Origin of the sequence: Sphingomonas sp. 22R3R2A-7 (assembly GCF_036856055.1) — a bacterium.
Lineage (GTDB): Bacteria > Pseudomonadota > Alphaproteobacteria > Sphingomonadales > Sphingomonadaceae > Sphingomonas.
Genome location: NZ_JASPFR010000001.1, coordinates 2,064,499 through 2,078,747 on the forward strand (window position 1 = coordinate 2,064,499; position 14,249 = coordinate 2,078,747).

The following is a 14,249-nucleotide window of genomic DNA, read 5'->3' on the forward strand; positions in this document are numbered from 1 at the left end:
GGGGGCCGCGTGTGACATTCGAAAAGAGCGCAAGGGCGTCCATGGAAAGATTAGTCATCGGCCTTGCCGGCATCGCCGTCATCCTCGGCATCGCCGTGCTGCTCTCGAGCGATCGCCGCGCGATCCGGCTGCGGATCGTCGGCGCCGCCTTCGCGCTCCAGGCGGGCATCGCGATCCTCGTGCTCTATTCGAGCTTCGGCAAGGTCGTGCTCGGCAGCATGTCGGGCGGCGTCGCCAATCTGCTCGGCTATTCGCAAAAGGGCACCGAATTCCTGTTCGGCAAGATGGCGACCCCCGAGATCGGCGGCCAGAGCTTCGCGATCGCCGCGCTCCCCGTCATCATCTTCTTCGCCAGCCTCGTCTCGATCCTCTATTATCTCGGCATCATGCAGTTCGTCGTGCGCTGGGTCGGCGGCGGGATCGAGAAGGTGATCGGCGTGTCGAAGGTCGAATCGCTCTGCGCGGCGGCGAACATCTTCGTCGGCCAGAGCGAATCGCCGCTCGTCATCCGCCCCTATCTCGCGGGCCTCACCCCCGCGCAGCTCTTCACCGTGATGACCAGCGGCATGGCGGGCGTCGCGGGGACGATCCTCGCGGCCTATGCCTCGATGGGGATCCGCATCGACTATCTGCTCGCCGCCAGCTTCATGGCCGCGCCCGGCGGGATCCTGATGGCGAAGATCATCATGCCCGACCGCGTCACGCCGCCCGAGGGCGAACTCGCGCTCGGCGACCTGCCCGGCGAATCGTCCGCGGGCGAACCCATGCCGCAGGCGACGCATGACGAGGAAAAGCCCGCGAACCTGATCATGGCCGCCGCGCAGGGCGCACAGACCGGCGTCCGCCTCGCGGTCGCGGTCGGCGCGATGGTGCTCGCCTTCGTCGCGCTGGTCGCGCTCGCCAACGGCCTGCTCGGCGGGCTCGGCAACATGATCGGGCTGCCGGGGCTGAGCTTCCAGGGTCTGCTCGGCTATGTCTTCGCGCCGATCATGTTCCTGCTGAACGTGCCGTGGAGCGAGGCGGGGATCGCCGGCGGGCTGTTCGGGCAGAAGATCGTGCTGAACGAATTCGTCGCCTATATCTCGCTCGGCACGCAGACGGGGCTCAGCCCGCGGACGATCGCGGTGATCACCTTCTCGCTGTGCGGCTTCGCCAATTTCTCCTCGATCGCGATCCAGATGGCGGTGACCGGCAGCCTCGCCCCCAACCAGCGCCCGATGATCGCCAAACTCGGCCTCCGCGCGCTCGCCGCGGGCAGCCTGGCGAACCTCATGTCCGCCGCGCTGGCCGGCCTCCTGATCAGCTGAAAACCCCGTCATCCTGACGAAAGTCAGGACCCAGAGCCAAACAGCGCCACGCGCCATAACCCTGGATCCTGACTTTCGTCAGGATGACGAAGAGCCAAACCCCTCTCCCCCCGGGGGAGAGGGAGGGCCCACGCGAAGCGTGGGAGGGTGAGGGCAAGTGAGGCGCGAAACCCCACCCCACCCGTCATCCTGACGAAAGTCAGGACCCAGAGCCAAGCAGCGCCACGCACCGTAACCCTGGATTCTGGGTCAAGCCCAGGATGACGGTGAGCGCCAAACCCCTCTCCCCCAGGGGGAGAGGGAGGGGCCCACGCGAAGCGTGGGAGGGTGAGGGCAAGTGAGGCGCGAAACCCCACCCCACCCGTCATCCTGACGAAAGTCAGGACCCAGAGCCAAGCAGCGCCACGCACCGTAACCCTGGATTCTGGGTCAAGCCCAGGATGACGGCGAGGGGCGCACACATCCCCCACCCCCGTCACCCCGCCAGCGCAGCGCGCGTTACGGCAGCATCACCGTGTCGATCACGTGGATCATGCCGTTCGACTGGCGCACATTGGCGATCGTGATCCGCCCCTTGTGCCCCTTGCCATCCATGATCCCCCAGCCGCCGCCCGACTTCGCGAACATCAGCGGCTCGCCCTGCACCGTCGTATAGCTGGCCGTCCCGCCATCCGCCTTCGCCTTGGCCGCGATGTCGGCGGCGGTGATCGTCCCCGGCACGACGTGATAGGTCAGCACACCCGCCAACTGAGCCTTGTTCTCGGGCTTGAGCAGCGTGTCGACGGTCCCCGCGGGCAGCTTCCTGAACGCGGCATTGGTCGGCGCGAAGACCGTGAACGGCCCCGGCCCTGACAGCGTCTCGACCAGGTCGGCGGCCTTGACCGCGGCGACCAGCGTCGTGTGATCCTTCGAGTTGATCGCATTGTCGACGATCGTCTTGGTCGGGTACATCGCGGCGCCGCCGACCATCGGGTTGGTCTGCGCGGCGACGAGCGCGGTGCCGCCGACAGCGATAGCGGCGGCAACGATCGTCGTACGGAACATGGGGGTCATGGCACATCTCTCCTGATCGGCGCCGATGATCCGGCTGCCGCGACGAAGATACGGCCACCCGGACCGCAACGATGCACGCGCTTCCTTACATTGGGTTGCGCAATGTTTCCCAGGCGGCAATTTCCTCGTCATGCCGCCGCGTGATCACCAGGTCGCGCGCGCCCGACTCCACGCCCGACTCGCCCGACTCGAGATCGACCGTCACCGACCCGCTCCATTCGACCGTCGCATTCCCCGACAGCGTCACCATGCCGTCCGCGCCCGCATCGGCGCGCACCAGCCCGCCCTTGTTGAACACCGTCGTCGGCGTGTCGTACGCGATCCGTCCGGTCAGGCATGCGGCATAGGTCGATGCCGCCATCGCGCTGCCGCAACTGTCGGTCAGCCCGACGCCGCGCTCATGCGTGCGAACGAACAGGTCGGTCCCGCGCACCTCGACGAAGCTCACATTGGCGCGGTTGGGCAGCCAGTCGGGCGCCGCCTCGCATGCCTCGCCGACGCGGACCAGCTCGGCATCGTCGACCGCCTCGACGAACGCCACCAGATGCGGGTTGGGCATCGCCACCGCGGTGAACGCGCGCGTCGAGGGCAGTCCGGCCAGTGGCGTCTCGACGATCTGGTCCGCATCGACATGCATCGGCCACGCCGCCACGTCGAGCGACGCCGGCCCCGCGGTCTCGCGCACCGTGAACACGCCCGGCGCAATCTCCGCGTCGCGCACGACCAGCGCATCGCTCGTCTTCAGCCGAGCGGTCGCGCGCGTCAGCCCGGTCGCGGCGAAGCCCGCACGCGCGACGCAGCGCAGCCCGTTGAGGCACGTCTCCGATCTGCTCCCGTCCGAATTGAACATCCGCATCCCGAATGCCCGCCCGTCCTCGTCACCCGCGGTCAGCAGCAGCAGCCCGTCGCCGCCGACCGGCCCCGCGCGATCCGCCAGCGCGCGTGCGACGCGCGCCCAGTCCGCATCGCCCAGCGACAGCGCACGCGCGTCGATCAGCGGGAAATCGTTGCCGGAGCCATGACATTTGATCAGATCGAAGCGCATGCCGCGCCCTTACCCGCGTCGCCGCGCAAAGGCGAGCCGCCGCCCCCCTCGCGCCCTCTGACGTCCCCGCCCTCATAATGTGTCGCCAGCCGGTCGAGCGCGAGCGTCAGCACCAGCCGCCCCGCGCGCGCCGGCCAGGACAGCGCGCGCTCCGCCGCGGGCAGCCCCTCGCCCGCGCACACCACGCGCCACAATATGTCCGCGAGCCCCGGCCCCGCCGCCGCGATCGCCGCCTCGAACCGCCGCTTCGCCGCGATCTGCGCGCTCGTGGGATCGAGCCCGTCGCGACCGCCGCCATCGACGCGCGGCGTCCAGCGCATCGTCACGCTCGGCGCGATCGACGCGGTCTCGTACGCCGCGCGCAACCGTTCGCCCGCCGCATAGTGCCGCGCGTCGATCAGCCCGCGCGACCGCAGCCAGGTCAGCGGCGACTCCGCCCGGTTGACCGTCACGCTCCGTCCGCCCCGCGCGACACCTTCCCTCTGCACCTCCCGCTCGACCACCCTGTCAGCGTCCCGCTCACCTTCCCTGTCAGGCTCCCGCCGCATGCCCTGCCCGTCGATCGCGACCTCGATCAGCTCCTGCATGCGCCGCCCCTTTCCATTTGCCGAATATGGTTTTCTTTGCCATATTCGATCAGAAAATGCAAGCGAAACTAACCTGTTTGGTTTGTACAAGCGACGGAGCCTGTCGATGATCACTGCTATCCGTGCCGTCCGCCGTGCCAAGGGGCTGACGCTCGACGACGTCGCAAGGCGTTGCGATCCCCCGACAACCGCGCAGACGATCGGCCGGCTTGAGACGGGGACGCGGACCGTTTCGGTCGGCTGGCTCAACCGGATCGCTGCCGCGCTCGACGTCGCCACGGTCGATCTCGTCACGATGCCCGAGCGCGCCGACCTGCCCGTGGTCGCGATCCTGGATCTCGACGGGAATACAGGCGCCTACGCGTCCCAACCTCGCCACGCCGCCACAGGCCGCGCCGGGCCAGGTCGCGCTGACCGTCGCGGCCGGGATCGGCGATTATCGTGCGGGCGACGTACTCTGGTGCACCACGCTCGCGCCGGCCGAGTTCGACACCGCGCTCTACCGCGACGTGCTCGTCCCGCGCCCCGCCGGGCGCTTCGCCTTTGGCCGGCTCGTCACGATAACCGACGGCAGCGCCACGATTATTCCGCCCGGCCACGGCACCGAACCGCAGACGATCGACCGCCCCGTCTGGATCGCGCGCGCGGTCCGCCTGATCCGCGAACTCTGATTCCTCGCGGCCGATCTCGTCCGTTGACGCCCCCCGCCCCCGGCCCATCGCTGGCGCATGATCCGCTCGCTCCTCCTCGCGCTCGGCCAGCTCGGCGACCCGCCGATCCTGCGCGTGTTCGCCAAGTGCATGGCCTTGACCTTGCTGATTTTTATGGTCGTCGGGATCGGCGTGTGGTGGGGGACGCAGGCGATGCTGGCGACCTGGTTCGGCGCGCAGTCCGCCGACATGAGCTCGGGAATCGCCGCGCTTTTCGCGCTGTTCGTCACCGCGCTCGCGCTCTGGCTCGTGTTCCGCGTCGTCGCGATCGCGGTGGTCGGCATCTTCGCCGACGACGTCGTCGCGGCGGTCGAGGCGCGGCATTATCCCGCCGCGCTGGCGACCGCCCGCCCCGTCCCGTTCGCGCGCGGCGTCGCGATGGGGCTGCGCTCCGCGCTCCGCGTCGTGCTGGTCAATCTCGTCATGCTCCCCGTCTATGTCGCTCTGCTCGTTACCGGAATCGGCACCGCCGCGGCGTTCTTCGTGGTCAATGGCTGGCTGCTCGGCCGCGATCTCGGCGACATGGTCGCGGCCCGTCACATGGATGCCGGGGCGATGCGGGGCTGGCGTGCGACGACGCGCTTGCGCCGGTTCGTGCTGGGTCTTGCGAATACCGGGCTGTTCGTGGTTCCCGTGCTCAATATCGCGGCCCCGGTCCTGGGTGCCGCGATGGCGACGCACGACTATCACGCAAACCGCGGCACACGCCGCGTCGGGGGACTGGATCAATGACGGCATCGGCAAAACTGGCGGTCGGTCTCGCGCTCGGGCTGGGGCTGGCCGCGTGCGCCGCACCCGTCGCCAAGCCCGTCGTAGGCCGCACCGTCATTCCCTATACAAGCGTGGGTTTGGAACGGGTTGTGGGCCAGGACGCCGCCGGATTGACGCGGCTGTTCGGCGAACCCGATGCCGATGTCCGTGAAGGCACCGTGCGCAAATTGCAGTTCCAGAGCGGCATCTGCGTGCTCGATGCCTATCTCTACCCGAGCGGGTCGGGCGAGCCCAAGGTCACCTATCTCGATGCCCGCGAACCCGATGGCAGCACGATCGACCGCGCCAGCTGCGTCGCCGCGCTCACGCGTCGCGACGGCGGCCGCTAACGGATCTCGGGCACTGGCGCGGGTGCCGGATCCACAGGCACCGTCTGGTCGGCAGGGGCCGGTTCGGTCGCACCCGACGACGGCACCGCCGCAGACGGGACGGCGGTCGGAGCGGTGAGTGGAACGGCGGGCGGTACGGGGGGCGGTACGGGGGCGGTACGGGGGGCGGCGCTCCGACGGGGGTCGGATCCACCGTCCCGTCGCTGTTCGGCGTCAACCGCCGCGTCGCGGGCAGCGCATCCTCGCAGAACGGCGCGGGCGCGGGTGGACGGCGGTGGAGATGGTCGATCTCCGCCTGACGCCGGTGCAGATAAAAGGCGCGCGACGAGGCATAGGGATCGGACGCGTCGTCATGCAGGCATTTCAGCGTCTCGTCGAAATCCGCGCGGTGATCGAGCGCGCCGAGCACCCCCGCCGGCGCGGTATAGCTCGTATCGGTGAACGGCGAACCGACCGCCGCCGGCAACAGCAGCCGGTCGAGTGTTCCGCCCACAAGATCGCGCACCGTGGTCGGCCCGACCAGCGGCAGGAACAGGAACGGACCGTTCTTGACGCCGTGATAGCCCAGCGTGTTGGCAAAGCCGTTCGACCGGCGCGGCAGGCGGAACGGACGCTTCTTGGCGACGTCCAGCACCCCCGATGCCTGCGGTCGTATTGACCAGGAACCGCCCGACCGTCTCCGCCGCCTTGCCCGGCTTGAACTGGAGCAGGAAGTTCACGAACACGATCGGCTCGCGCAGATTGTACAGGAAATTGTGGATTCCCCGGCGGATGGGGCTTGGCACCTTGCGTTGATAGACGCGCGCGACCGGCCCGACCACGGCCTTGTCGACCGCCTGCGTCGCGCCGAACGCCTGCGCATTGACCGACCGCAGCGGGTCACCGGGATCGCGCTTGCGCCCCACCACGACGATGTCGCTCGCGGCATTGGACGCCCCCGCCCTGCCGGATGTCTGCCGCGGCCTCGTCGCAACGGGCGGCACCGCGCCGGTCGGCCGCGTCTGGTCCTGGGCCGGCGTGATAGCGGGCGCGGGCGTGGGCGTAGGCGTGGGCGTGGGCGTAGTCGCGGGCGCGGGCGTAGTCGTGGTCGCGGGCATTTCGACCGGCGTGGTCACCTGCGTCATCGGTAGGGCGTCCGCAACCGATCCCGACAAGGCGGCAATCATCGTTGCGGTCGTAAATGCCAACATCAGAACTCGTCGCCTTCCCGGTCGCCGATGCCCAGGCACCGACGCTACGCCTGCATCGGTGTGGCGATTGTCCGCGCAACGCAAGCGGCGAATGGCGTCGGCGCGATCTTGTGCAGAAGAATCGCGCGCTACGCCGGCCGACCTACTGGCGGTCCCATTCCGCCCGAACATCCTCGTCCGGCTCGACGGCCATTCGCGCCGCGCGCTCGGTGTCCCAGACCGAGCGATCGAGCAGTCGCAGCGCCCAGACCGCGGCGCCGCGAACGACCGCGTGCGGATCGTCGAGGAGCGCCGTGACCACCCCGATCAGCGCCGCCTCGCCGCTGTTTCCGGCCGCGATCAAGGCGTTGCGCGTCATCTTGACGCGACCGATGCGCTTGATCGGCGATCCCGCAAAGACCTGTCGAAACCCGGCATCGTCGAGCGACAGCAGATCGGCAAGGCTGGGCGCGACGAGTTCCGCGCGGGGTGCGAAGGCCAGGTTCGCCTTGGCCGACGCCGCGAACTTGTTCCACGGACAGACCGCAAGGCAATCGTCGCAACCATAGATGCGGTTGCCGATCGCGCGCCGGAATTCGTGCGGGATCGCACCCGAATGCTCGATCGTCAGATACGAAATACACCGCCGCGCATCGAGCCTGTAGGGCGCCGGAAACGCATCGGTCGGGCACGCGCGCTGGCACGCATCGCAACTGCCGCAGCTATCGGTACCAGCGCGATCGGGCACGAGGTCGAGCGTCGTGTAGATTGCTCCGAGGAACAGCCAGCTGCCCTCGGTACGGCTGACCAGATTGGTATGCTTGCCCTGCCACCCGAGCCCCGCGGCCTCGGACAGGGGTTTTTCCATGACGGGCGCCGTATCCACGAACACCTTCAGGTCGAAATCGCCGGGCTCCTGCCCTGCATCGACCGCGAGCCAGCGACCGAGCGCCTTCAGCTGACGCTTGATGACATCGTGATAATCCGGCCCCTGCGCATACACCGAGATCCGGCCGATTCCGCCCTCGTCAGCCAGGCGGAGCGGATCGTCCTTCGGCGCATAGCTCATCCCCAGCGCGATCACGCTGCGCACCTCGGGCCAGAGCCCGGCCGGACTTTCGCGGTGGTGCTTGCGCTCCTCCATCCAGATCATGTCGCCGTGCCGTCCCTCGGCGAGCCACTGGTGAAGGCGCTCGCCTGCACGCGGCGCGGCATCCGCCCGCGCGATCCCGCAGGCCGCGAAACCCAGCTCGGCGGCCTTCGCCTTCAGACGTGCTTCAAGTTCCAATCGGTCCGGTCCAATGACTTGTATTGGTGGAGTGCTCGCCGCTACCACAGGCCAGGGGTTTGAAGGAAGTTGCGCGTGGACGAGAAGTGGGCGGTCAGCGCGAGCGGGCTGGTGAAGATGTTCGGAGACCGGCGCGTCGTCGACGGGGTCGACATCGCCGTGCCGACGGGGTCGATATACGGCGTGCTCGGGCCCAATGGGGCGGGCAAGACCACCACGCTGCGCATGCTGCTCGGCATCATCGAACCCGATTTTGGCCACCGCTCGCTGCTCGGTCACGACCGCCCGCGCGATGCGAGCGACCGCGTCGGCTATCTGCCCGAGGAACGCGGTCTCTACCCGGCGATGAAGGCGCGCGAGGCGATCGCCTTCATGGGGGCGCTACGTGGCCTCGACTGGAAGACCGGACGCGCCCGCGCCGTGACGTTGATGGAGGGCGCAGGCCTGGGCCATGCCGTCGACGAGAAGATCTGCAAACTCTCCAAGGGGATGGCGCAACTCGTCCAGCTGCTGGGGTCGGTGGTGCACCAGCCCGATCTGCTGGTGCTCGACGAGCCGTTTTCCGGGCTGGATCCGGTCAACCAGGAACGACTCGAGAAGCTCATCCTCGTCGAGCGCGACCGGGGCGCGACGATCCTGTTTTCGACGCATATCATGAGCCACGCGGAGCGTCTGTGTGACCGGTTGGCGATCATCGCGGGGGGCAAGCGCCGGTTCGAGGGCACCGTCGATGACGCGCGCGGGATGCTGCCGCAACGCGTCCGCTATACACCGCACCGCCCGGATCCGGCGATCCGCGGCATATTGCCCGGCGACGCGGTCGCAGACGGTCCGGTGGGCGCAGGGGGCTGGAGCTTCCAGCTTCCCGGCGAAGGGATCGAGGCGCTGCTCGTGCGGCTGATCGATGCCGGGTACGGCATCTCCGGCCTGTCGATCGAGAGACCCGGGTTACACGAGGCATTCGTCCGCATCGTCGGCGAGCAGGACGTCCAGCCATGAGCCCCTTTCGCCGCATGCTTCGCCAGACGATGACGATCGCCCGCCGCGATTTCATCGCCACGGTCTTCACCCCGATCTTCCTCCTCTTCCTCTTCGCCCCCGTCATCATGGGCTCGTTCGGCGCGATCGGTGGCCTTGGGGCCGCCAGTGTCAGCGATGGCGCGCAGGACAAGGCGCGTATCATCGCGATCGTTCCCGCCGGAACCGCGCCGGTCATTCAGCGCGGCGACGCCCGGCTTCGCGCCATGTTCCGCCGCGACGAGACACCGCCCGCGCTCATGACGGTCACCCCGGGGCGCGATCCCGCTGCCCAGGCGCGGGCTGCATTTGACGCCAAAAATATCGATGCCGCAGCCGTGCTTTATGGCCCGCTGGACGCGCCGCAGATCCTGTACGGATCGCGTGATGTCCGCGCCGCCGACTATCTCGCGACACTCGCGCAGGTGACGCTGGCGACGGAACGACTTGGCGGGACGCTGCCAGCCAGCAACCCGACCAAGATCCGGATGACGCGCACGGGGACCTCGATCGGTGGTCAGCACCAGTCGGCCTTCTTCGCGGTGTTCGGGATCTTCTTCCTGACGCTGTTCCTCTCCGGCCAGGTCGTCGGCACGATGGCCGAGGAGCGCAACAACAAGGTTATCGAGGTGCTTGCGGCCGCGGTCCCGCTCGAATCGGTCTTCTTCGGCAAACTGATCGGCATGTTTGGCGTCGCGGTATTGTTCGTCGCCTTCTGGGGCACCGTGGTGGGGCAGATCACGTCGCTGCTTCCAGCTGGCGCGGCGGCGGCGATCGGCGACCTCACCCCGGCCGTTGGCGGCCCTGCGTTCATGCTGCTGTTCGCCGCCTATTTCTCGATGGCCTATCTGCTGCTCGGATCGGTATTCCTCGGCGTCGGCGCACAGGCCTCGACGATGCGCGAAATCCAGATGCTCTCGCTGCCGATCACGATCCTTCAGGTCGGGATGTTCGGCCTGTCGTCGGCAGCAGTCTCGCGTCCGGACAGCTGGCTTGCCACGTTTGCCGAAATCTTCCCCCTGTCATCGCCCTTCGCGATGGCGGGCCATGCCGCCAATTCACCCGAGCTGTGGCCGCATTTCGCAGCGCTGGCATGGCAGGCCCTGTGGGTGACGATCTTCATTGCGGTCGGCGCGCGGCTGTTCCGGCGCGGCGTGCTGCAATCGGGCAGCGCCCGCCCGTTCTGGCGCAGGCGACGCAGCTCCGACTGATCCAACGCTGTTGACAGGAATGTCAGCAGGCGATCTCCTGCGCAAAACGCTAGGAGAGCAACGATGGCCTCGATTCCGCAGGATACCGCGCAGGCACCCCCGCGCGTCTATCCGATCGATCCTCTCGATGTCAGCCGCGCCGAACTGTACCGCGACGACGTGTGGCACGCGCCCTTTCGAACGCTGCGCACGTCCGCGCCGGTCCATCACGTGCCGCGGTCGGGCTATGGCGCATATTGGTCGGTCTCGACCTACAAGGGCATCGTCGAGGTCGAGTCGCTGCCCGAGATCTATTCGTCGGAAGCAGGCGGCATCACGCTCGCCGATTTCGACGAGAACCGCGACGTCCGCATGCCGATGTTCATCGCGCGCGATCGCCCCGTGCACACCAGCCAGCGTCGTACGGTGGCACCCGCCTTTACCCCCAGCGAGATGGCCCGGATGGCCGCCGATATCCGTCGGCGAACCGCGGATATTCTCGACAGTCTGCCCTGGAATACGCCGTTCGACTGGGTCGATACGGTTTCGGTCGAACTGACGACGCAGATGCTTGCGATCCTGTTTGATTTTCCCTGGGCCGATCGGCGGAAATTGACGCTCTGGTCCGACTGGGCAGGTGATATCGAACTCGTCCGGGACGAGACGACGCGCAAGCAACGCCTCACGCATATGTTTGAGTGCGGCGCCTATTTTCAGAATCTGTGGAATGCGAAGATCGGCAAGGATCCGACCCCGGACTTGATCTCCATGATGATCCACTCGGATGCCATGGCGCATATGGAGCATCACGAATTCATCGGGAACCTGATCCTGCTGATCGTTGGCGGCAACGATACGACGCGCAATTCGATGTCGGCACTGGCGTATGGCCTCGACCGATTTCCCGATGCCCGCGCGATGCTCGAGGCGGATCGAGGCCACATTCCAAACGCCGTGAGCGAGATTCTGCGCTGGCAGACGCCGCTCGCGCATATGCGCCGGACCGCAACCCGTGACACGGAATTGATGGGCCAGTCGATCAAGGCGGGGGACAAGCTGGCGCTGTGGTATCTGTCGGCCAATCGCGACGAGACCGTCTTTGGCGACGATGCCGACTCCATTCGGGTCGATCGCCCGAATGCCCGCCGCCATCTGGCATTCGGCCACGGGATCCACCGCTGCGTCGGCGCAAGGCTCGCGGAAATGCAGATCGCGATCCTTCTCGAGGAGATGGCGAACCGGCGGATGCGCGTCAACGTGATTGCCGAGCCGGAGCGGGTGGCCGCCTGCTTTGTCCACGGTTACCGTAGCTTACCCGTCGAGATCAGCCGATATTGATCGACACATCCTGTTGCCGGGCGAGATCGTACTTACATCATGACCATGACGCAGACATCTTCAGATCGCCGCACGTTTCTGACAATCGCAGGCGCCGGTACAGCCGGCTTCGCGCTCTGGGGTTGCAGCGCACAGCCCGCCGAAGCCGCCGAGCGATCTCGAGATCCAGCTGACCGATGCCGAGTGGCGCAAGCGGCTCTCGCCGGACGCCTATGATGTGCTGCGCAAGGAGGGGACCGAGCGGCCCTATTCGAGCGCGCTGAACGGCGAACATCGTGCCGGGATCTTCCGGTGCGGCGGCTGTGCGCTGCCGGCGTTTTCGTCGAAGACCAAGTTCGAGAGTGGCACCGGATGGCCGAGCTTCTGGCAGCCCCTGCCGAATGCCGTCCGAAACCGTGTGGATCGCACGCTCGGCATGGCGCGGACCGAGGTGCATTGCCGCCGGTGCGGCGGTCATCTGGGCCATGTGTTCGATGACGGGCCCAAGCCAACGGGCAAGCGCTATTGCATGAACGGTGACGCGCTGACCTTCAAACCGGCATAGACGACGCGCATTGCGTCACGTCTCAGAAGCGCGAGTCGACGAGCGTGAAGATGTGGCGCGGATCGCTGAAGCCGCCGCGTGATGCGCTCGAGGCCGCTGCGGATACGGCGTTGGCGCGCGCAGTGGCGGATGTGGAGGTGTCGATCGATGCCATCTGCATTGCCGGCTGGGTCTCGGTATCGAGAGCGGGTGCACGGCCCGAATAGATAAAGCCCTTGGTCGGATAGGCCGAGGTGCCGAGGTCGCCCTGCGGGCCATACCACACCTTGACCATGCTCCAGTCGCCCGCGCTCGAGACGTCGATCGCGCGGACATTGGTCTCGATCGCACCGCGACGCGACCAGTTGGCGTGGGTGAGGAGGACTTCGCGATCGCTGACGACCTTCGAAACCATCGCGACATGGCCGACGCGCATGCGCGACGTCGGCGAGAAGGCGAGGACCGAACCGGCCTTCGGGGTATGGCCGCGCTCGTAGCGACCCTCGGCCTGGCTCCACCAGGTGTTCGCGTTGCCGCGGATCTCGATGCCGGACGCCGAGCGCGCAAAGGTCACGCACTGCCAGAACTGTGCTGCTGCCGGTGTGGCCGTCATCAGGCCGCACGATACCATCAGCGCAACACGCGCTGCTAACGCCTTGAAATTCATCGAGACCCCCGGTCAAAACCCGTTCGTCACAGTCTGGCTACGGGAGCAGCGATTTAAATGAAAGTCGCTGCGGAACCATATCCGACGAAGCGTGTTACCGCACCGACGAGTTCCTTTTTGCGACAGCGACACTGGCGTCCTGAACCGGCAGATGCGGCTTCTGACGCACCACTGCCTCTCGTCTGGCGCCGCGCGCAGCAACGGCACGGATCTGAAGCGGGCGGGGCAGGACACGGCCAGTTTCCGATATTTCCGACCGGAGTATGGAAGCGCGACCCGTCAATCAGACACTATTTGAAAATCGGGTTTGCGGCGGGCGGCGGGCGGCGATACCAGTCGAAAAACACCGGAGGATGCCGCATGGATACGACCACCCTGTTTCGCCTGGACGGCCGCGTCGCGCTGATAACCGGCGGCAGTCGCGGAATCGGCAAGATGATCGCGGCGGGCTTCATCGCGCAGGGGGCGAAGGTCTATATCTCGTCACGCAAGGCCGATGCCTGCGAGGCAGCCGCGGCGGAGCTCGGCCCCAACTGCATTGCGTTGCCGCAGGACGTGTCCACGGTCGCCGGCTGCAAGGCGCTCGCGGCGCAGTTCGCCGAGCATGAGAGCCGGCTCGACATTCTCGTCAACAATGCGGGCGCGGCCTGGGGCGTGCCGTTCGAGGAGTTTTCGGAAGTCGGCTGGGACAAGGTCATGGACCTCAACGTCAAGTCGCCCTTCTTCCTGACGCAGGCGCTGCACGCGGCGCTCAAGGCGTCGGGCTCGCGCGACCGGCCGGCCAAGGTCATCAACATCACCTCGATCGACGGCCAGCGGCTCAACCCGTGGGAAACGTACAGCTATCACGCGTCGAAATCGGCGCTGATCTATCTGACCAAGCGGATGGCGGCGCGGCTGGTGACCGATCTCGATCAACGTCACCTCGATCGCCCCCGGCGCGTTCGCCAGCGACATGAACAAGGCGGCCCGCGATCACGGCGACGCGGTCGCGCAAGGAATTCCGGCCAAGCGCGTCGGCATCGACGAGGACATGGCCGGCGCCGCGATCTACCTCGCGAGCCGCGCCGGCGATTACGTGATCGGCGAGACCATCACCGTCGACGGCGGCCTCGTCCACGCCTCGCTAGGCACCAGCATCGACGCCTGAGCAAAACCCCTCTCCCCCCGGGGGAGAGGGAGGGGCCCGCCGCGAAGCGGTGGGAGGGTGAGGGCACGCGCCGCCTTCCCTCCCGTGCCCTCACCCTCGCGCGCT

The 14,249-nt window shown here is 67.4% G+C and carries 11 protein-coding genes and 4 pseudogenes; 9 read left to right on the top strand and 6 right to left on the bottom strand.

Features of this window, described 5'->3' with window-relative positions; all coding sequences use genetic code 11:
* The first annotated feature begins 41 nt into the window (after nt 1-41).
* Complete coding sequence (locus QP165_RS09765; protein ID WP_056017751.1) at nt 42-1,307, top strand: NupC/NupG family nucleoside CNT transporter; 1,266 nt, start codon at nt 42-44, stop codon at nt 1,305-1,307.
* A gap of 498 nt (nt 1,308-1,805) precedes the next feature.
* On the opposite strand, the gene QP165_RS09770 is transcribed toward QP165_RS09765, so the two are convergent.
* The 3 genes from QP165_RS09770 to QP165_RS09780 all read right to left on the bottom strand — a co-directional run bounded on the left by QP165_RS09770 (nt 1,806) and on the right by QP165_RS09780 (nt 3,953).
* Complete coding sequence (locus QP165_RS09770) at nt 1,806-2,360, bottom strand: fasciclin domain-containing protein (RefSeq protein ID WP_333995449.1); 555 nt, start codon at nt 2,358-2,360, stop codon at nt 1,806-1,808.
* Between the two features lie 85 nt (nt 2,361-2,445).
* Nucleotides 2,446-3,405: a diaminopimelate epimerase gene (gene dapF, locus QP165_RS09775; protein ID WP_333995450.1), complete on the bottom strand. Its 960-nt coding sequence runs from the start codon at nt 3,403-3,405 to the stop codon at nt 2,446-2,448.
* Nucleotides 3,390-3,953, bottom strand: coding sequence for a DUF6456 domain-containing protein (locus tag QP165_RS09780; RefSeq protein ID WP_443019365.1), 564 nt, complete (start codon nt 3,951-3,953; stop codon nt 3,390-3,392). The genes dapF and QP165_RS09780 overlap by 16 nt, the downstream gene beginning before the upstream one ends.
* 145 nt (nt 3,954-4,098) lie before the next feature.
* Here QP165_RS09780 and QP165_RS09785 point away from each other — a divergent pair.
* The 3 genes and pseudogenes from QP165_RS09785 to QP165_RS09795 all read left to right on the top strand — a co-directional run bounded on the left by QP165_RS09785 (nt 4,099) and on the right by QP165_RS09795 (nt 5,802).
* Nucleotides 4,099-4,663 (top strand): annotated as a pseudogene (locus tag QP165_RS09785) (helix-turn-helix domain-containing protein).
* A 57-nt stretch (nt 4,664-4,720) separates the two neighbouring features.
* Complete coding sequence (locus tag QP165_RS09790) at nt 4,721-5,434, top strand: EI24 domain-containing protein (protein WP_333995452.1); 714 nt, start codon at nt 4,721-4,723, stop codon at nt 5,432-5,434.
* Nucleotides 5,431-5,802: a hypothetical protein gene (locus QP165_RS09795; protein ID WP_056017763.1), complete on the top strand. Its 372-nt coding sequence runs from the start codon at nt 5,431-5,433 to the stop codon at nt 5,800-5,802. Before QP165_RS09790 ends, QP165_RS09795 begins: the two co-directional genes overlap by 4 nt.
* Here QP165_RS09795 and QP165_RS20020 read toward each other — a convergent pair.
* Together QP165_RS20020 and queG are read right to left on the bottom strand one after the other, a co-directional pair.
* Nucleotides 5,777-7,163 (bottom strand): annotated as a pseudogene (locus tag QP165_RS20020) (MlaA family lipoprotein). The gene QP165_RS09795 and the pseudogene QP165_RS20020 overlap by 26 nt on opposite strands.
* Nucleotides 7,135-8,259, bottom strand: a complete 1,125-nt coding sequence (gene queG, locus QP165_RS09810; RefSeq protein WP_443019278.1) for a tRNA epoxyqueuosine(34) reductase QueG — start codon at nt 8,257-8,259, stop codon at nt 7,135-7,137. Before queG ends, QP165_RS20020 begins: the two are co-directional and overlap by 29 nt.
* Nucleotides 8,260-8,376: 117 nt before the next feature.
* Between queG and QP165_RS09815 the strand changes: the two genes are divergently transcribed.
* The 4 genes and pseudogenes from QP165_RS09815 to msrB all read left to right on the top strand — a co-directional run bounded on the left by QP165_RS09815 (nt 8,377) and on the right by msrB (nt 12,348).
* On the top strand, nt 8,377-9,258 hold the full coding sequence (locus QP165_RS09815; protein ID WP_333996996.1) for an ABC transporter ATP-binding protein: 882 nt from the start codon (nt 8,377-8,379) through the stop codon (nt 9,256-9,258).
* Nucleotides 9,255-10,487 (top strand): ABC transporter permease, encoded by a 1,233-nt coding sequence (locus QP165_RS09820; RefSeq protein ID WP_333995455.1) that lies wholly within the window; start codon nt 9,255-9,257, stop codon nt 10,485-10,487. Before QP165_RS09815 ends, QP165_RS09820 begins: the two co-directional genes overlap by 4 nt.
* Before the next feature lie 63 nt (nt 10,488-10,550).
* A complete protein-coding gene (locus QP165_RS09825; protein WP_333995456.1) occupies nt 10,551-11,804 on the top strand; it encodes a cytochrome P450 in 1,254 nt (417 codons plus the stop codon).
* Nucleotides 11,805-11,849: 45 nt separating this feature from the next.
* Nucleotides 11,850-12,348 (top strand): annotated as a pseudogene (gene msrB, locus QP165_RS09830) (peptide-methionine (R)-S-oxide reductase MsrB).
* A 22-nt stretch (nt 12,349-12,370) separates the two neighbouring features.
* Here msrB and QP165_RS09835 read toward each other — a convergent pair.
* Nucleotides 12,371-12,994, bottom strand: a complete 624-nt coding sequence (locus QP165_RS09835; RefSeq protein ID WP_333995457.1) for a CHAP domain-containing protein — start codon at nt 12,992-12,994, stop codon at nt 12,371-12,373.
* A gap of 360 nt (nt 12,995-13,354) precedes the next feature.
* Between QP165_RS09835 and QP165_RS09840 the strand changes: the two are divergent.
* A pseudogene (locus tag QP165_RS09840) lies at nt 13,355-14,144 on the top strand (SDR family NAD(P)-dependent oxidoreductase).
* Nucleotides 14,145-14,249 lie beyond the last annotated feature (105 nt).